The sequence below is a fragment of the Dactylosporangium sp. NPDC049742 genome (genome assembly GCF_040674675.1).
In the GTDB taxonomy this organism is placed as follows: Bacteria; Actinomycetota; Actinomycetes; order Mycobacteriales; family Micromonosporaceae; genus Dactylosporangium; species Dactylosporangium maewongense.
In genome coordinates this window covers 14,484-33,152 of sequence record NZ_JBFANF010000005.1, presented here as the reverse complement: position 1 = coordinate 33,152, position 18,669 = coordinate 14,484, and the positions used below count along the sequence as shown (strand labels likewise).

14 protein-coding genes are annotated in these 18,669 nt (G+C 72.2%); 8 read left to right on the top strand and 6 right to left on the bottom strand.

Annotated elements, in window-relative coordinates:
- Position 1: 1 nt before the first annotated feature.
- Positions 2-730: a hypothetical protein gene (locus AB0J72_RS08765; protein WP_363396386.1), complete on the bottom strand. Its 729-nt coding sequence runs from the start codon at positions 728-730 to the stop codon at positions 2-4.
- Positions 622-2,166: a hypothetical protein gene (locus AB0J72_RS08760; RefSeq protein ID WP_363396383.1), complete on the bottom strand. Its 1,545-nt coding sequence runs from the start codon at positions 2,164-2,166 to the stop codon at positions 622-624. Before AB0J72_RS08760 ends, AB0J72_RS08765 begins: the two co-directional genes overlap by 109 nt.
- Positions 2,167-2,499: 333 nt before the next feature.
- Between AB0J72_RS08760 and AB0J72_RS08755 the strand changes: the two genes are divergently transcribed.
- From AB0J72_RS08755 to AB0J72_RS08725, 7 genes are all read left to right on the top strand, one after another.
- A complete protein-coding gene (locus AB0J72_RS08755; protein ID WP_363396380.1) occupies positions 2,500-2,631 on the top strand; it encodes a hypothetical protein in 132 nt (43 codons plus the stop codon).
- 269 nt (positions 2,632-2,900) lie between these two features.
- Entirely contained in the window at positions 2,901-4,151 is a 1,251-nt protein-coding gene (locus AB0J72_RS08750; protein ID WP_363396377.1) for a hypothetical protein, read from the top strand.
- An 82-nt stretch (positions 4,152-4,233) separates the two neighbouring features.
- Complete coding sequence (locus AB0J72_RS08745; protein ID WP_363396374.1) at positions 4,234-5,574, top strand: protein phosphatase 2C domain-containing protein; 1,341 nt, start codon at positions 4,234-4,236, stop codon at positions 5,572-5,574.
- Positions 5,571-6,881 (top strand): hypothetical protein, encoded by a 1,311-nt coding sequence (locus AB0J72_RS08740; RefSeq protein WP_363396371.1) that lies wholly within the window; start codon positions 5,571-5,573, stop codon positions 6,879-6,881. The genes AB0J72_RS08745 and AB0J72_RS08740 overlap by 4 nt, the downstream gene beginning before the upstream one ends.
- 83 nt (positions 6,882-6,964) lie before the next feature.
- Positions 6,965-7,633, top strand: coding sequence for a VWA domain-containing protein (locus tag AB0J72_RS08735; RefSeq protein ID WP_363396368.1), 669 nt, complete (start codon positions 6,965-6,967; stop codon positions 7,631-7,633).
- A gap of 64 nt (positions 7,634-7,697) precedes the next feature.
- Positions 7,698-8,999, top strand: coding sequence for a TIGR04013 family B12-binding domain/radical SAM domain-containing protein (locus AB0J72_RS08730; protein WP_363396365.1), 1,302 nt, complete (start codon positions 7,698-7,700; stop codon positions 8,997-8,999).
- Positions 8,996-9,646: a hypothetical protein gene (locus AB0J72_RS08725; protein WP_363396362.1), complete on the top strand. Its 651-nt coding sequence runs from the start codon at positions 8,996-8,998 to the stop codon at positions 9,644-9,646. The genes AB0J72_RS08730 and AB0J72_RS08725 overlap by 4 nt, the downstream gene beginning before the upstream one ends.
- On the opposite strand, the gene AB0J72_RS08720 is transcribed toward AB0J72_RS08725, so the two are convergent.
- From AB0J72_RS08720 to AB0J72_RS08705, 4 genes are all read right to left on the bottom strand, one after another.
- Positions 9,643-11,613, bottom strand: a complete 1,971-nt coding sequence (locus AB0J72_RS08720) for a cutinase family protein (RefSeq protein ID WP_363396359.1) — start codon at positions 11,611-11,613, stop codon at positions 9,643-9,645. The genes AB0J72_RS08725 and AB0J72_RS08720 overlap by 4 nt on opposite strands.
- A 309-nt stretch (positions 11,614-11,922) precedes the next feature.
- Complete coding sequence (locus AB0J72_RS08715) at positions 11,923-13,200, bottom strand: cellulase family glycosylhydrolase (protein ID WP_363396356.1); 1,278 nt, start codon at positions 13,198-13,200, stop codon at positions 11,923-11,925.
- A 144-nt stretch (positions 13,201-13,344) separates the two neighbouring features.
- Positions 13,345-14,766 (bottom strand): glutamate--tRNA ligase, encoded by a 1,422-nt coding sequence (gene gltX, locus AB0J72_RS08710; RefSeq protein ID WP_363396353.1) that lies wholly within the window; start codon positions 14,764-14,766, stop codon positions 13,345-13,347.
- Positions 14,767-14,775: 9 nt separating this feature from the next.
- Positions 14,776-15,267, bottom strand: coding sequence for a MarR family transcriptional regulator (locus AB0J72_RS08705; RefSeq protein ID WP_344506167.1), 492 nt, complete (start codon positions 15,265-15,267; stop codon positions 14,776-14,778).
- A 98-nt stretch (positions 15,268-15,365) separates the two neighbouring features.
- Between AB0J72_RS08705 and AB0J72_RS08700 the strand changes: the two genes are divergently transcribed.
- Positions 15,366-18,557, top strand: a complete 3,192-nt coding sequence (locus AB0J72_RS08700; RefSeq protein ID WP_363396349.1) for an efflux RND transporter permease subunit — start codon at positions 15,366-15,368, stop codon at positions 18,555-18,557.
- The last annotated feature ends 112 nt before the right edge of the window (positions 18,558-18,669 follow it).

The following is an 18,669-nucleotide window of genomic DNA, read 5'->3' as shown; positions in this document are numbered from 1 at the left end:
GTCACGCCTCCCCGGGCACCCAGGGGGCGCCGTCCGCTTCGAGGCCGTGCGTGCGGAGACGGTCGACGAACGAACGGTCGACGTTCTCGTCGGCGTTGAGCAGCGCGACGAGCCGCTCGGCGGCCTGAAGTGTGCCGGCGTCGACCTCGCACCGCAGCTCGGCCTCGTTGCGAAGGTCGAACAGCAGAGTGGTCAGCTGCCGGGCCGCCGCATCGTCGCCGCCGATGATCCCGCGTCGCAGGTGAGCGATCTGCGCTTGCACCGCGGCACCGTCCGCCGCAGTGGTCGAGTCGCGGAGCTTCATCAGCTGCCGCGCGGCAGCCTGGTCTCCTCTTTCGGCCCGCTGTTGCAGCAGGTCTCTGCGGCCGTGCGAGGCCAGCAGCTCGGCGAGGGCGTCGGCGGCCGGCTGCTTGCCCGAGTCGGCTCGCGACCGCAGCTCGTCGACGGCGCCACGGTCGGCCAGCAACGCCGCGAGGTCCTCCTCGGCCAGGAGGCTACCGGCGTCCGCCCTGGCTCGCAGCGCATCGGCCACGCCGCCGTCAGCGCACAGCTCGGCGAGCCGCCAGCCGGCCTCGGCATCGCCGGCCTCCGCGGCGGCACGCAGTTCGCCGGCGCGCCGGGTCAGCGTGGCGATGTGGGCATGGCGGGCCGCCGCGACGCGGTCGTCCGGCGTCGTGTCCAGGTGCTGGCGCAGCAGGTCGAGTGCCTCCTGAACGCGCCCGCTGCGCACAGCACTCCGGCGAGCTCGACGACACCCTCTCCGTGGAGCTCCAGAAGTCGCCGCAGCGCCTGCTCCTCGTGGCGGTATCGCATGCGGGCGGTGGCCGCGAAGGCGAGGCGACGCAGGTCTTCCGCGTCTTCGACACCGGCGACGAGCGCCTCCCACGCGCTGGCCGGAGGGCATTCCGCACGCCGGACGTGCTGCGCCACGTAGTCCGCGACGACATAGCCGGTCAGCCGGCCTGTCCGGCCATCGTCCCTTGTCGCCAGCGCCGCCACCGCACCGTGCACCTCCTGCTGGCTGAACGCCAGAGCGTCGGCGAGCCACTGCGGCGGCCGGTTGACGCGCTGCGACGAGGTCAGGTAGCCGCCGATCGCCGACTCGAACGTGGCCTCGGTGATCGGCGACAGCACCCCCAGCCGCCGCGCGTCGGCGGCGAAGCTGATGACCGCCTTGGCGTAGGGGTCCGGCGCGTGCTCCCAGCGCCGCAGCAGGTCGGGCCCGGCCGCGAGCACCTGCGTGAGCCCGGCATCCTGGACGGCGAGCGCCAGCCGGATCCGGGGGTCGGTCCTGGCGGCCTGGACGGCCGCGGCGCGTTCCTCGCCGGACAGCTCCGCGGACACGCTCACGACCTCTGCGAGATCGAGGAGCCTGCGGTCGTTCTGGAGGTCTGCCGGGACGCCGGACCCACCGGGCGACCTCCGCATCAGGTAGTCGTCGGACCACAGCGTCGCGACCACCAGCGCGGGGAATTGCAGCAGCCGTATGACGTGTTCCTTGGTCAGCCGCGGATCGGCACCGAGAAAGCGCTGCATCTCGTCGAGCCAGACAATGATCCGCTGCCGCGTGCCGTGCAGGAGATCGATGATCTCTGCGGTTCCGGAGGGCTGCACAATCGGCCAATTCGGAGCGACGACCCGCACCGCCTCATACAGCGATCTCGTCTTGCCCGACGATGACCGGCCGACCAGCAACACAAAACGGCCTCGGTCGATCTGTTCTGAAAGGTGGCTGCGGAGATGATCGTCGAAGTCGCGCTGCACGTACACCGGCAGCTCCCCGCTGCTGTCGCCGGCCGCGATCGCCGCATGCACTCCGAGCTGCCGCGGCGACACCTCGTCGAAGCGCGGCAGGGATGTGGCCGACAGTGTCTCGGCGAGCCGCTGCCACGCCGACAGCCAGGCAGTTCGCTCCGCCGGCCGCACGTCGAAGACCTCGAGCAGGCACTCCAGCGACTCCTTCGCCGGCCGCCGCGTCCCCTTCATGATCGGATTCACCGTCGCCGGCGGGAGGCTCCGTTGCAGGCTCAGCGCCTCTGCCCGCTTCTGGATCTGGACGAATGACAGCCCGCGGTCGAGCTTCAACCGGCTGAGCAGCCGCCCGAAATCCGCCCAATCCCTGGCGGTCGAGAGATCGGCGGCACTGACGATTGTCAGATCGCTCAACCCCCTTGAGACCACCTTGATCGCGTTCGACTCGCGGCGCCGAACGTTCCGGAACAGCCTACGAACCGCCGATCCGGAAAGCCATACCCGGCGCCGGCGGCACGGTCGGCCGAATGGCCTATTCGAGGTCATCCGGAATTGTTCCGGAGCCTGGACCGATTGACGTCGGTCCAGCTCAATATGCCTAACCGCGAACAAAAAACAAGATCCGCGATCAACCAGGGGGTTCCCATGCACCACCGGCCTACGGCCGTCGGGGCGCTCGTCGCGCTCTGCAGGAGACGCCGACCGGCACGCCACGCGGCGCCGGCGCGCGTCACGATCGTCACGGGCATGCTGTGGCTCTTCCCCGCGGTCATCCGCGAGCTCGGCGCGCGCCACGACCACCGGAGGGTGCCGGCCGCCGTCGACGACCGGTACGACATCCAGGACCTCGTGCGCGGGATCTTCCGCGCCGTTCGATGAGACGAGGCCGCCCGTGACGTCCTGATGACCGCCGGGGTCGTGGCACCGCCTCGACCCCGGCGTCGGTCGCGGCCGGACCTGAGTCGGTCGTGCCCCGCCTGCGTCGCTGTCCGTCAGATGGGGGAGGACCGCGACAGGCGACCGACCGGAGGATGCCGATGGGCACCGTGTGCGTCACGCCGCGGCCGCCCGGTCCGCCGCGGTCGGCGGCATGACCGGAATCCTCCTGGCCGCCGTCAGCTGAAGGTTGGAGACCGGTGATGTACCCGATGCCTCGACAGGACCCTCGACAGGGCCACCCGGCGCAGCCCGGCTCGCTGATCCTGAGCGAGCAGCCGGTCGCCAGGGTGCAGCTGCTCGGCAGGCCGATCCTCCGGGCCGGCGTGACCGCGGTGTACTCGACCCAGGAGGGCAAGCTGGAGGACCTCGGCCGGCTGCTGACCTTCGGTGAGGCGATGTCCGGCCGGTACAAGACCATGTACGAGGTCGACATCTCCCACCACGAGTGCACCGTCTCCACCGGGCGGGACCCGCTGCCGGCGAAGAGCGACCGCTTCTTCTTCGCGGCGAGGGTCGACATCGGCTGGCAGGTCACCGACCCGGTCAAGGTCGTGCGCGAGGGGGTCCGCGACGGCGAGCAGGTCGTCGTCCGGCGCGTCATGGACGCCATGCGCAAGGTCGGCAGGAAGTACGAGATCACCGACTGCGACCAGGTCGAACTGGAGATCAACGAGCTCTACGACCCCCCGGTCCGCATCTTCGGCTACGGCCTGACGATCGACCACGTCTCCGCGCACGTCACGCGCGACGACGTGGCCCGCGACCACCTGCGGCAGCAGGCCCCGATCGAGCACCAGACGGATCCCGGCGCCCGCGGGCACGCCCTCGACGGCGCAACCCCCCAGCAGGAGCTGGAGCGCGAGCGCATGCGCGCGGTGGCCGCCGGGGTGCGGGGGGAGTTCGGGTTGCTCACCGCCCACCTGCGGCACCACCCCGACCAGACCCTCCAGGTGCTGCGGCTGATGCACGCCCGGCAGCAGGAGCTCGAGCAGCGGCAGGAAGCGGTGTTCCGCAGCTCCGACGAGATGTTCCGCACGATGATCGACGCCGGCCTGATCGAGAACGCGGACATCGAGGACATCCGCGACCGGCTGCTCCGCAACACCCCGAACATGGCGACGGGCGCGCCGCCCTCGAACGTGACCGCGGCGCCCGGTCCGCACCAGGCCGCCCCGCCGGTCGCCGCCCCGGCCGCGCCGCCCGTCTCGGACCTGACCGCCCCGCCGGCCGTTGTCCCGGCCGCGCCGCCCGTCTCGGACCTGACCGCCCCGCCGGCCGTTGTCCCGGCCGCGCCGCCCTCGAACGTGACCGCGGCGCCCGGTCCGCACCAGGCCGCCCCGCCGGCCGCCGCCCCGGCCGCGGCACTCGCCCCGGACCAGACCGCCGCGCCGGCCGATCCGACCGGTGTCGCCGGCTGGCGGAAGCGCAGGCCCGCCCAGTCCAGACCGACCAGCAACTGACCACCGTCGGGCCCCGGTGCTCGTGTTCACCCTCATCGCGGTGCCCATCGCGGTGGGAATCCTGGCGAACGAGAAGAGATCGATGTCCATGCAGATTTTGACGCTGCTGCGCCACGGCATCTCGAGCATGCTGCGCGGCCAGGAAACCGCCACCGGCGCCACCGGCGCCGCAGAACCGGACGACCGGGACACCGCGCGCCAGGACGGTGCGCGCCAGGACGGTGCGCGCCGGGACACGCACCAGGGCGAAGGCCGCCGGGGGTGGCGGGACCACGCCCGCCAGGTCCAGCGCGGCGGCGGCCGGGGCCGCGCCACCGGCCGCGTCGCGGGTCCGGACGGCGCCGACGACGGCCAGCCGGCGCCGGTCCCGCCGCCGATCGACCGGGAGTTCGAGCGCCGGTACCCGTCGCCGGGCCACGACCACAGGGACGGCCGGCCGCCCGCGGAGCGCGGCAGGAACGGCACCGACCAGGCGCCGCCCCCGCCGCGCCAGGGCCCGGCGCAGGATCCCCCCGCCGGCAGCCCCGCGCACAGCGACCTGGTGCCGGCGCACGCCGTGCCGCCCCGGTTCGCCCCCGTGTCCCGGGCCTCGCAGATGGCGTGGCTGCTGCCGCAGGAGCCGGCGTCGCCGCCCGGCGTCGCGGCCGACCAGGCGCGCCTGGGCGACCTGCGGCTCCGCGCGGCGTCCGTGGTCGGCGCGGGGCACCGGTGCGAACGCCCCGCGAAGCCGAGACAGGACGCCTACCGGGTCGCCCAGGACGCCGCCGGCGACCACCTCATCATCGCGGTCGCCGACGGCATGTCGGACAGCTCGCGCGCGGAGCTCGGGGCGTCGGTCGCGGTCGGCACCGCCGTCGGGCTGCTGCGCCGGGAGCTGGACCAGGGGGTGCCGCCCGACCGGCTGTCGGTCGAGCGGATCTTCGCCGAGGTCGCCGGCAACATCGCCGCGGCCGCCCGCGAGCGCGGCCTCGACCCCGCGCACGTCCGGACCACCCTCGCCCTGGCCGTGCTGCCGACGCGCTCCACCGGTGTGCGGCGCATCGCCTGGGCCGGGCAGCTGGCCGACACCCACCTGTGGATGCTGCGGCGGCAGCGCTGGCAGTGCCTGACCGGCGAGGCGAAGGAGCAGTTCGACGGCAGCGTGCTCAGCGCGTTCCTGCCGCACTACCCGCAGGCCGCCCGGGCGATCCTGTTCGACCTGAACGAGGCGGTGGCGGTCGCGCTGCTGTCCGACGGCGTCGCCGACGCGTTCAGCCAGGTGGACGGCGCCGAGCACTGGTTCGCCGACCGGTGGCGGGATCCGCCGCCGCTCGCGTCGTTCATGCTCGACGTCGACTTCCAGGCCAAGGGCCTGCTCGACGACCGCACCGCGGTGGTGGTCTGGCCGCACGCGGCCGGCGGCCCGGAATCGGCGCGGCCATGAGCGTGATGCACCTGCCGGCGGTCGTGCAGATCCCCGTGCTCGGCAGGTTCGACGGCCCGCCCCAGTTCCAGGGCGGCGGGCAGAGCGAGGGCGTCTGGCGCATCCCGGCGCGGCCGGGCCTGCTGTTCAAGCGGTACACCTGGGACGCGGCGGCGGCCCTGGACATCGCCGCCATGGACCGCCTGATCGCCCAGCCCGCGGCGCTGCCGGACGCCGCGGACCGCGCGCTCGTGGCGCAGGCGACCGCCTGGCCGGTCAGCCGGGTCACCGACGGCGACCGCACCGTCGGCGTCGTCATGCCGGAGGCCCCCGACGACCTGCTGGTCTCCTGGAAGTCGACGAACTCCAAGACGGCGTCGATCCGGCGCGAGCGGCTCCCGATCGACTGGCTCGCCAAGCCGAACGACTACCTCGTCAAGCGCGGGGTGCCGGAGCAGTCCGCGCCCGACCGGACCCGGTTCTGCGTCATGCTGGCCCAGCTCGCCGGGCTCTTCGAGCGCTGCGGCATCGTCTACGCGGACTGGTCCTACGCCAACGCGTTCTGGCACCCCACCAAGCGCACCGTGTACCTCATCGACATCGACGGCAGCTCCTACGGGCCGCGCCCGCACGTCAACACGGCCAACTTCGAGGACCCGCTCACGCCGATGCCGCAGCCCGTCGACACGTACGTCGACCGGTACCGGGTCGCGCTGCTGATCGCCCGGGTGCTCACCGGGACGCGCGAGCCGCCCGACGTCACGGCCGCGCTCGCCGGCCTGGGTGGCGACGTCCCGGACACCCTGCTGCAGATGCTGACGGCCCCGACCCGGCAGGGCCGGCCGAGCCTCCGGCAGCTCCTGCAGGCGTTCGGCATGGTCGACCCGTCCGGTGTCATCGACTGGCGGCCACGGCAGCGGACGGGCCCGCCCACCCGAACGGGTGTGCCGGTCACCCCCACCCAGACGGTCCGGCCGGGCCCGCCCAGCCGGCCCGGCCCGCCCACCCTGACCACCGGGCCCGTCACCGCCACCGGCCGGGCGGCGGTCACGGGCTCGATCCGGCCGATGCCCACACAGCCGCGGCGGACGCCCGCCGGCACCCAGGGCACCCGGGCCACCCCTTCGATCGTGCCCGGGCCGGCCGCAAGGAACCCGGCGCGCACCCCGCCGCCCCGCCGGCCGCCGCCGCGGGTCGGCTCCGCCAGGACGACGCGTTCGTCGTCCGCCGGCTCGAACCCGGTCCTGGGGTTCATCGCGATCGCCATCCTCATCGCCATCGCGGTGGCGCTGTTCTGCGGCGGTTACGCCCTGCTGTCGTCGTTCTGAGCGGGTGCGTGCCCAGCCGTCCGTCAGTACACGAGCGAGCCAGGTGACCGTGGTACGTCCGACAACCGAAGGGATCGAGCGCCGTGAACGCGCCAGCACTGAAGTCGAAGTGCCTGCCGACCTATCTGGTCATCGACACCTCGTTGTCGATGAAATCGCACGAGAGTCTGCTCAACGACACGGTCGACCACGTGTTCGACGTGGTCGGCAACAGCCCGCGCGTCGCCGAGTTCGCGCACGTCTCCATCATCACCTTCAACACGGACGCGCACGTCGTGCTGGAGCTGTCGGACATCGAGACGGTCGAGAACCTGCCCACCATCACGTGCCAGGGCACGACCAACTACGGCAAGATGTTCCAGCTGGTCAAGCAGCGCATCGACGCTGACATCAGCGGGCTGACGCACGACGGCCGCCGGGCCGTGCTCCGGCCGGCGGTGTTCATCCTCACCGACGGCGAGCCGATGGACAAGGACTGGGCCACCCAGTTCGGCGCGCTCACCGACGCCTCGTGGCGCCGCAGGCCGCACATCATCTCCTACGGTTTCGGCACCGCCAACGCGACGGTGCTCGGGAAGATCGCCACGAAGGCCGCCTACCTCGCCACCGACGTGGACAAGGAGAAGGAGGCGATCGTCTCGATGCTCACCAGCCTGCTGAACACCCTGGTGGCCTCGGCGAGCGCCCAGGAGTTCCGCATCCCGGACGACGTCCCCGGGTACACGCGCGTGCCGATCGAGTTCGTCGACTGACCAGAGCGCGCGGGCGGCACGGCACGCGGCGCCGCCCCGCCGCGGGCTGCCTACACTGCACCGTGTGAGCGACCTGGTCCTGATTCTGCGGTACCGCAAGGCGGTGACCTACGGGTTCCACACGCTGCTGGCGGCGCTCGAGGAGCACGTCACGCAGACGCGGTACGAGGTGGTGTTCGCGGAGTCGGCGCGGGCCACCATCGAGGCGATCAACGAACGGCCGGGGCGCAAGCTGGTGCTGTGGTCGTTCTACTCGCCGGACGCCGCCGCCCTCGCCGAGGAGCTGGCGACGATCAAGGAGCAGGCGCCCGGGGCGGTGCACGTCGCCGGTGGGGTGCACGCGACCGCGGAGCCCGTGCAGACGCTCGACGCGGGGTGGGACGTCGCGGCCGTGGGGGAGGGGGAGCGGACGTTCCTCGACCTCGTCGACAGCGGCGGCGAGCCGGAGGGCATCGCGGGGCTGGTCCACCGCGACGGCACCGGCGCAGTGCGGCGCAACGGCAAGGCGCACAAGGAGCCGCTGGGGACCTACCGGGCGTTTCCCCTGTCGTACAAGCGGATGAACCCGATCGAGATCACCAGGGGCTGCATCTACGCGTGCCGGTTCTGCCAGACGCCGTTCATGTTCTCGGCGCGGTTCCGGCACCGGAGCGTGGAGAACGTGCGGTGGCACGTGGACCGGATGCGGGAGCTCGGGAAGCGGGACGTGCGGTTCATCACGCCGACGTCGCTGTCCTACGGGACCGACGGGGAGGAGCCGGACCTCGCGGCGGTGGAGGAGCTCCTCGCGAGCTGCAAGGAAGGGATCGGCCCGGACGGGCGGGTGTTCTTCGGGTCGTTCCCGAGCGAGATCCGGCCCGAGCACATGACCGTCGAGGCGTTGCGGCTCGTCAAGCGGTACTGCGCCAACGACAACCTCATCGTCGGGGCGCAGTCGGGGTCGGAGCGCGTCCTGGCCGCCGCGAAACGGGGGCACGACGTCGAGTCGGTGCGGCGGGCGGTGCGGATCGGCATCGCCGAGGGGTTCCGGATCAACGTCGACATGATCTTCGGCATGCCGGGGGAGGACCCGGCGGACGCGGAGGCGTCGCTGCGGCTGGCGCAGGAGCTGGCGGGGCTCGGCGCCAGGATCCACTCGCACGTGTTCATGCCGCTGCCGGGCACGCCGTGGCGGGACGCGCCGCCCGGGGACGTCGACCCCGAGACGATCCGCGCCGTGTCACGGCTCGCGCAGCAGGGGGCGCTGTACGGGCACTGGCAGAAGCAGCGCGAGCACGCCACCCGGCTCGCCGCCGCGGCGGTCGAGTACCCGCGCCCCGGTCGCAGCCGCACCCTGCTCCCGCTCGCGGAGGAGCCGCGCGGGTGAGCCCGGCCAGGACCAGGGCGGCGGCGTGGATCGGCCTCGCGGCCGCGGTGTGCCTGGTCTACGGCGGGTACGCGGTCACCCTCGTCCAGGAGCTCAAGGGCCGCTACGGCGACGACGACCGGATCCTCATCCGGCAGGGGCACGCCGCCGCCGGCGTCCTCGTCGGCGTGGTGGTGGCCGGCTGGGCGCTGAACGTGCTGCGTGGCGGGCCGATGCCGGCGTGGCGGCCGAGGGACTGGTCGGGCTGGACGCGGGGCGTGGCCCTCGCCGTGCTCGTGGGGATGCTCGCGTTCGCCTACGACGGGGCGCGGACCCTGCAGGACGCGTACCTGGCCGTCGAGGGCCGCGGGGTGCACGGCCTGCTCACCGTCGACGAGTGCGAGGCCATGGAGCACGGCTTCGAGTGCATGGGCACGTTCCGCGCCGACGACGGCTCGTTCGAGGCGCCCCGCGTCTCCGTCCACCGGGACACCCGGGCGGAGACCGTGGACGGGTGGGTGAGCGGGCCGCGCCCCCTCGCCATGACCGACGGGACCGCGGGCGCCTGGCACGACGTCGTGCTCCAGCTGGGCATCCTGGCAGTGGTGTGGCTGACCGTCGCGGGGTTCCTGACCACCGCGACGGTCAGCCGGCGCGGGGACGGCTAGCGCAGGCGGCGGCGACGGATCGTCACCAGCAGCGCCGCGCCGGCCACGATCAGGCCGAAGCCGGCGTAGAGCAGGGGCATCAGGTTCGAGCCCGTGCGTCCGAGCTGGTCCTCGGCTTTCGGTGTCGTCGTCGGTACCGGTGAGGCCGGCGCACCGGAGGGCGTCGCCGGCGGGGTCGTCGCCGGCGCGGTCGGGGTGGCGCTCCCCGGCGGCTCGGACGGGCCGCCGAGCGGCACGGTCACCACGCCGGGAGCGGCCGTCACCGTCTGGGTGGCCGTGGCGACCGTCTCGTGGCCCTTGCCGTCCTTGACGCGCACGGTCACCTTGTAGGAGCCCGCCTTCGCGTACGTGTGCGTCAGCTGCCCGGTCGTGGTCGTCTCGTCGGCGGTGCCGTCGCCGTCGACGTCCCACTCGTAGGTGAGGCCGGCGGCGGCGTTCGCGTCGGTCGCGGTCATCGTCGTGGGGACCCCGGCGAACGCGGCCGGCACGCCCAGCGTGACGACGGGCGCGGACGTGGCGTCGGCGAGCGACTCGAGGATCTTCGCGGCGACGTCGGCCGGGTCGCCGATCGGGGCGACCTCGCCGCCGGTCTCCGCGGCGATCGCGCTCAGCTGGGCCTGCAGGGTGGTGTCGGCGGCCAGCCCGTACAGGCGGATCGGCCCGGTCGACGGCGGCGCCAGCTTGGCGGAGGCGAAGCTCCCCGTGGCGTTGAACGCCTTGACGACGTCGGCCTTCGTGTAGCCGGTGACCGCCTCCGGGTCGTGGGCGGGGGCGTCGCCGATGACGATGACGACCCGGCGCGCGGTGGGCCGCCACGCGACCCCCGCGGCGGTGATCATGCCGGAGTAGACGGCCTCGGGGGTGTCGCCGCCGCCTGCCGCCGTGAGCGTGTCCAGGCCCGACCGGAAGGCGGCGGCGTCGCCGGTGAGCGGCGTGACGACCCGCGCCACGAACTCGTCGCCGTGGTCGCGGTACTCGGCGAGCCCCACCTGGAAGCTGGAGGACGACGTGCGCAGCTTCTCCGCGATGCTCGCCGCGGAGCTGCGGGCGTTGGTGATGTACGGCGTCATCGAGCCGGTCGTGTCGATCGCGAACACCACGTCGAGGGCGACCTTCTCCGTCGCCGGCGGCGGGTTGTTCCGCGCCGTGCGGTACATGTCGACGATGACGGTGGCGAGGCTCCTGCGCTCCGCGTCGGCCACGCCGTAGTTGGTGTGCTCGCCGGAGTTCCACAGCAGCCGCGCGTCGCAGACCGGGTCGTGGACGTGGCAGAAGCTGTACGTGGCGAACTTCCGCCCGGCGAGCTGGTCGGGCAGCAGCGCGTCGACGTCGCCGCCCATGGTCCGGTACGCGGCGAGCAGCGAACCGCCGCCGCCGGTCGCGCCGGTGCCCTTCGCGTAGCCGGCGCCCGGGTGCAGCTCCGGGTCGCCGATGAGGAACGTGCCGGCGATCCACGAGTCGGGCGTGTACTTCAGCGCGATCCGGGCCGCGGTCGCGCCCTGGGAGTAGCCCAGCAGCACGAACCGGCGGCCGGGGCAGGCGCGGCGCGACTCGACCATGTGCTTCCAGGCGGCGGTGCCGCCCTTGCCGGCGGACTCGAGCATCTTCGCGGGCTCGGCCTTGAAGCTCAGCGGCGACAGGCTGAGGTACTCCTCGAGCGGGATCGCCGGGTAGTCGGCGAGCGGCACGCCCCAGACGGGTGCGTGGTTGAGGTTGACGCCGTCGGACGTGGTCATCGTCCGGGCCTCGTCGACGATGCTCTTGAGCCGCGGGCCCATCCACTCGTGGGCTTCGCCGTCCTTGGTGTTCTGGTCCTCGCCGGATCCGCGGAACGCGATCACCTCGACGAGGTCGTCGCAGACTGGGGCGTGCGCGGCGGCCGGCGCCGCGCCCACCGGGGCGACGGCAGGCAGGACGGCGGCGAGCGCCGCGCAGAGTAAGACGGCGGGTTTCAACGGTAAGTGCATCTGCGGGCACTCCTCTGACGGGTCGAGACCGGGTGCGCGTGACGTCGGCGCTACCTTCGGTGAACCCGGACGAGCCTATTGAGCGTGCCCGCTGCGGACATCGGTCGTCACGGTGCGTGCGCGCCTGTTCCGGCGCGGATCCGTCACCGGGTCGGGCAGACCTGGTGTCGTTCTCCCGATCGGCCCGTGTCGCCGGTACGGCGCGGCTCGTTGATGCACGGCAGTGGCCAGCGACTGGTCACCGCGGGTCGCGGTGGTCAGCGACTGGTCAACGCGCCGGTCGAGCGGCCTGCCGGCCCGGGTGGCCGGTCAGCTCGCCGGTGTGGTGACGGCGGCGACGAGTGCGGAGCGTGGCGAGCGGGCGCCGAGGAGGTCCCTGGAGTACACGGCGAACGTGTGCTCGGTCGAGCCGCGCAGCCCGCGCAGCGTCACCGTCGACCGGTTGGTCGTGAGGACGCGGGTCTCCGCGGCGCCGTCGACCGCCACCACCTGGTAGGTCGCGTAGCGCCGGGGCTTCCAGGACAGCACGACCTGCGAGCTGGTCACGTCCAGGACCCGCACCTGCTGCGGTGCCCGGGGCGGGGAGGCGGCGCCGCTGTTGCGGTAGACGGTGGCCTCGCGGGTGCCGGTGGTCAGCCCGTTGGGGCCGGAGATGAAGCGGCGGCCCCAGGCGGTGAGCTTCCCGGCGTCGAAGTCGTCGACCAGGTCGAGATAGCTGTACTGCTTGTCGTTGCCACTCCACGACCAGCCGAAGTAGCCGAGCTCGCGGGCCTCCGCGAAGGCCATGATCGCGTCCTCGTCGGGGTCGCCCCACTGGTGCTCACCGGAGAACTCGCCGATGAGGATCGGCAGGCGGCGGTCGGTGAACGAGCTCAGGTAGGAGTTGACCTTCCCGGCGGTGCCGAACTCGCCGTACATGTGGATGTCGAACAGCGTGTTGCCCTGCGGGTCGGCGTCGCGGACCTTCTCGGCGTTGTCGCGCATCACGAACGACTCGTCCTGGCCCCAGCCGGGCGCGTCGACCATGAGCGCGTTGCGGTAGCCGGCGGCGCGCAGCGCCCGGATCGCGTCGGAGGTCTGCTGCACCCAGGGCATCGTCGTGCCGTTGCCGAACGGCTCGTTGGCGATGTTGACGATGATGTGGTCCTCCGAGCCGGCGAGGGCCCCGCGGACGTCGAGCCAGAACTGGACGGCCTGCGCCATCGTCGCGGCCTTCCGGTCCTGGCCGAAACCGGTCGTGTCGTGCGCGTCGAGGATGCAGATGAGCCGGTTCGCCCTGCACAGCCCGACGACCTTCGCGATGTCCTCGGTGTCGCTGCGCCGCCACTGGTGCCCGATGCCGAGCGGGAGCCGGACCGCGTTGGCGCCGGCGGCCTTGATCGCGGCGAACGAGCTGTTGCGGTCCGGGTACCACATGAAGTCGTGGTTGACGCCGCGCAGCACGAGGTCGCTGCCGCTGGCCTCGACGAGCCGCCCGTCGCGCACGTGGATCCCGGCGCGCGGGGCGGCCTCGGCCTCGGCATGGGCGGCCCGGGCGGGTGTCAGCAGGGCGCCGGCGAGCACGGCGAGCACGACCAGGCTTCTCACGAGGCGAACCGCTACCCGGGCGGGTCCGGGTCACACCCGCGGGCGGGGTGACGCCGCCGGACGAACCCTGCCCGGGGTCGCGCGGTCAGAGCTTGTCGAGGGCGGGGTGACGCCGCCGGACGAACCCTGCCCGCGGTGGCGCGGTCAGAGCTTGTCGAGGGCCGCGCGGAGGCGGGCGAGGGTGCGGTCGCGGCCGAGGACCTCGAGGGACTCGAAGAGCGGCAGCCCCACCGACCGGCCGGTGACCGCGACCCGGATCGGGGCCTGGGCCTTGCCGAGCTTCAACCCCCGCTCGGCGCCGACCGCCTCCAGGGTCGACTTCAGCGACTCCGCGTCCCACGCCGCCGTCCCGAACGCCGCGATCGCCGCGCCGAGCAGGTCGGCCGCGCCGTCCTTCATCGCCTTCGCCCAGGCGGCCTCGTCGACGGCCGGCTCCGGCAGGAACGCGAAGTCGACATTCTGCACGATCTCGGCGAGCAGCGCGATGCGGGTCTGCGCGTGCGGGGCGAGCGCGTCGAAGACCTTCGGGTCGTAGTCGGCCGGGTCCCACGGGGGAGCGGCGACGGGGGTGCCGCCGGGCGCGACCGGCGTGCCGGTCAGCCACGGCCGGCAGGCGTCGGCGAACTCCTGCGGCGTCAGGGCGCGGATGTACTCCCCGTTGAACGCGCGGAGCTTCTTCTCGTCGAAGAACGCCGGCGACGGGTTGACCTCCTCCAGGCGGAACTCGTCCTCGATCACGGACCACGGCACGATCTCGCGGTCGTTGGACGGCGCCCAGCCGAGCAGCATCAGGTAGTTGCGCATCGCGTCGGCGAGGTAGCCCTCGTCGCGGTACTGCTCCAGGGCCACCTTGTCGCGGCGCTTCGACAGCTTCTGGCGCTTCTCGTTGACCACCACGGGCACGTGCGCCCACACCGGCGGGGTCTTGCCCAGCGCCGCCCACAGCAGCTGCTGCTTCGGCGTGTTGGGCAGGTGCTCCTCGGCGCGGATGACGTGGGTGATGCCCATGGTCATGTCGTCGACGACGTTGGCGAGCAGGAACACCGCGGAGCCGTCGCCGCGGGCGATGACGAAGTCCTCGATGAGCTTGTTTTCGAACGTGGGCTCGCCGCGGACCAGGTCGACCACGACGGTCGAGCCCTCGTCAGGGGTGCGGAAGCGCAGCGCGCGGCCCTCGCCGGGGCCGAGGGACCGGTCGCGGCAGAAGCCGTCGTAGCCGCGGAACTGCGGGCCGGACCGCTCCTGGATCTGCTCCCGGGTGCAGTCGCAGTAGTACGCCTTCCCGGCGGTGTAGAGCTCGTGCGCGGCGGCGGTGTGCTGCTCCGCGTAGGTCGACTGGAAGTACGGCCCCTCGTAGGTGTCGCGGGCGATGCCGATCCACGCGAGGGCGTTGAGGATGCCCTCGGTCCACTCCGGCCGGTTGCGGGCCGCGTCGGTGTCCTCGATCCGCAGCACGAACACCCCGCCCTGCTGCTTGGCGTAGATCCAGTTCTGCAGGGCCGAACGGGCACCGCCGACATGGAACATCCCGGTGGGGGAGGGGGCGAAACGCACGCGAACCGTCACACCCCCAGCCTAGTGGCTGGCATTTTCGAGGTCATCCGGGATTGCGATGCCCTGCTCCAGCGCGTCCTCGCGGGCCGCCTCCAGCAGCCGGGCCAGGACGGTCTCCAGCATGAGCAGCGTGTCGTCGTCGACGCGGCTCAGCAGCCGCTGCTGGGCGCGGGCGCCGCTGTCCATGATCTCGACCAGGAGCTCCTGCCCGGCGGCCGACAGGTGGAGCCGGCGGATCCGGCGGTCGTGCGGGTCCTCGGCCCTGGTGACGTAGCCGTGCGTGACGAGGCGGTCGACGATCCCGGACAGGGTGGCCAACGTCACGCCGAGGTGCCGGGTCAGCTCCTGCGAGGCGATCCCGTCGTGACGAGCGAGCAGAATAAGCACCTTGAGCTGCTGCATCGTGAGGTTTACTGAGAAAAGCCGGTTGGTCCGGTCGTACGCGAACAGGGTGCGCAGACGCTGCTCGGCCGTCATCACGCGCAGCAGCAGCGCTTCCCTGTGAGTCTTCACAGGGAAGTTGTACCCCCTGTAACCATTTTGCGCGAGGCGAACGGTTAGCATCACACGAACTAACGTCTGTCTTAGCCGATCGGAAGAAGACTCCAGACATGTCGTTCCTCGCCCGGCTCAGTTTGGCGAACCGGGGGCTGGTCGCGATCATCGCGATCGTCGTCCTGGGCTTCGGCGCCATTGCCATCCCGTCGTTGAAACAGCAGCTCATCCCGTCGATCGACTTCCCCGCCGCGTTCGTGCTGGCGCCCTATCCGGGCGTGTCGCCGGACATCGTGGAGGAGCAGGTCACCCAGCCCATCGAGAACGCGCTCCAGGGCGTGCCGGGGCTGACCGACATCACCTCCACCACGCGTGAGGGGGTCGCGACGGTCCAGGTGTCGTTCGAGTTCGGCTCGTCCATCGACGACATCACCAACAAGATCCAGACCGCGATCAACCGGATCAAGTCGACGCTGCCGTCGACCGTCGACCCGCAGGTCATCGCCGGCTCGACCGACGACCTGCCGGCCGTGGTGCTCGCCGCCAGCAAGTCCGGCGACCAGGTCGCGTTCGCGCAGCAGCTCGACGCGATCGTCGTGCCCGCGCTGCAGGGGATCGAGGGCGTGCGCGCCGTCGAGGTCACCGGCGCCGGGAAGCAGGACGTCGAGATCACGCTGGACCCGGCGAAGGCGTTCCCGGCCGGGGTCAACTCCCAGACGGTGACGGCCGCGCTGAAGTCCAACGGCGTGTCGTTCCCCGCCGGCACCCTCACCGAGGGCGACCGAAGCCTCTCCGTGCAGGTCGGCGGTACCCTGGCGACCCTCGACGACCTGAAGAACCTCAACGTCACGCCGACGGCGAAGCTCGGTGACGTCGCCAAGGTCGAGCTGAAGACCGCCGAGACGACGTCGATCACCCGCACCAACGGCAAGCCCAGCCTCGGCATCGCGGTCACCGCCTCGCCCGACGGCAACGCGGTGAAGATCAGCCACGAGGTGCAGGACAAGCTCGACGGCCTCAAGAAGGAGCTCGGCGGCGACGTGGCGATCACGTCCGTCTTCGACCAGGCGCCGTTCGTGGAGAAGTCCATCAAGAGCCTCAGCACGGAGGGCGCCCTCGGCCTGCTCTTCGCCGTGCTGGTGATCCTGGTCTTCCTGTTCTCGCTGCGCTCGACGCTCGTCACCGCGGTGTCGATCCCGCTGTCGGTCGTCGTCGCCCTGATCGGCCTGTGGACCGGCGACTACTCGCTCAACCTGCTCACCCTCGGCGCGCTCACCATCGCCGTCGGCCGGGTCGTCGACGACTCCATCGTCGTGCTGGAGAACATCAAACGACATCTGGAGTACGGCGAGGAGAAGCGCCACGCGATCCTCACCGGCGTCCGCGAGGTCACCAGCGCCGTCGTCGCCTCCACCCTGACCACGGTCGCGGTGTTCCTGCCGATCGGTCTCGTCGGCGGCTTCGCCGGCCAGCTGTTCCGCCCGTTCGCGATCACCATCACCGTGGCGCTGCTCGCGTCGCTGCTGGTCTCGCTGACCGTCGTGCCGGTCCTCGCGTACTGGTTCCTGCGCCCGCCGAAGCAGGTCGGCGCCCTGGAGCGGGAGGCGATCCTCGCCAAGGCCCTCGACAAGGAGGAGCGCAGCCGCCTCCAGCGGACCTACGTGCCGATCGTCAGCTGGGTCACCCGCAGCCGCGGCACCCGCTGGGCGACCGTCGGCTTCAGCCTCCTCGTGTTCGTCGCGACGCTGATCCTGGCGGGCCAGCTGAAGACCAACTTCATCGACCAGAGCGGCCAGACGGAGTTCTCCATCTCGCAGGAGCTGCCGGTCGGCTCCAGCCTCGCCGTCACCGACGCCGCCGCGAAGAAGGTCGAGGACCTGCTCGGGGCCCGCTCCGACATCGAGTCCTACCAGGTCACCATCGGCGCCTCGGCCGGCTTCGGCTTCGCCGGCGCGCAGTCGGGCAACACGTCCAACTTCTCGGTCACCGCGAAGGAGAACGCCGACGTCGACAAGGTCATCGAGGAGCTGCGCAAGCAGGTCACCGACCAGAAGGCGTTCGGCACCGTGAAGATCGCCGCCGGCGGCGGTGGCGGCGGCTCCACCGACCAGCTCGAGGTCGTGGTCAAGGCCAACAACACCACGGACCTGGCCACCGCGGCGAAGGCGGCGCAGGAGGCGATGACCGGCACCCCGGGCATCGCGGACGTGGAGAGCAACCTCGCGGCCAGCAACCCGCGCGTCGAGGTGCGGGTCAAGCGGGACGTCGCGGCGAAGTACGGGCTGTCCGACGCGGCCGTCGGCGGCATCGTCAGCGCCGCGTACCGCGGGCAGAACCTCGCCCAGCTCACCGTCGACGGCCAGGAGCGCGACCTGATCCTGCGCTCCGGCCCGGCACCGGCCACGCTCGACGCGCTCAAGGCGCTCGCGATCCCCGTCCAGGGCGGCAAGACGCCGTTCGTCCGGCTGGACGAGATCGCGGACGTCAAGGAGGGCGCCGGCCCGGTCGCCATCACCCGCATCGACGGCAACCGCAGCGCCTCCGTCACCGGCCGGGCCGAGGGCTCCGACCTGGGCACGGTCTCCGCGGACCTGCAGAAGAAGATCGACACGCTGACCCTGCCGGCCGGCGCGACCGTCACCCTCGGCGGCGTCACCCAGGATCAGCAGGAGGCGTTCGCGCAGCTCGGCCTGGCCATGCTCGCCGCGATCGCGATCGTCTTCATCATCATGGTGGCGACGTTCCGCAGCATCGCGCAGCCGTTCATCCTGCTGGTGTCGATCCCGTTCGCGGCGACCGGGGCGATCCTGCTCCTGCTCATCACGGACACCCCGCTGGGGCTGCCCTCGATGATCGGCGTCCTGATGCTCATCGGCATCGTCGTCACCAACGCGATCGTGCTGATGGACCTCATCAACCAGTACCGGGAAAGCGGCATGCCCGTCCGGCAGGCGGTCATCGAGGGCGGCCGGCACCGGCTCCGCCCGATCCTGATGACGGCCGTCGCGACGATCTGCGCCCTGCTGCCCATGGCGGTCGGCCTCACCGGCGAGGGCGGGTTCATCTCCCAGCCCCTCGCGATCGTGGTCATCGGCGGTCTGGTCAGCTCGACGCTGCTGACGCTGGTGCTCGTGCCCACGCTGTACACCATGGTCGAAGGCGTGAAGGAGCGCCGCCGCCTCAAGCGTGAGGGCCGGCACGCCGCCCCCACGTCCCCGTCGTCCGGGGTCGACGGGTCGGCCGGGGTGGACGCCGACGGCGAGGGCCGGCACCGCGTCGACCCGCTCGAGCCCGCACCGTCGCACTAGATCCGCACCGCACGACCGACCGGCCACCCGTCACCTCGACGGGTGGCCGGTCGCGTCTGTGCGCTCGACCGATCCGCGAGAGTTCGACGAACAGTAATGTCTGCCGTCGCGG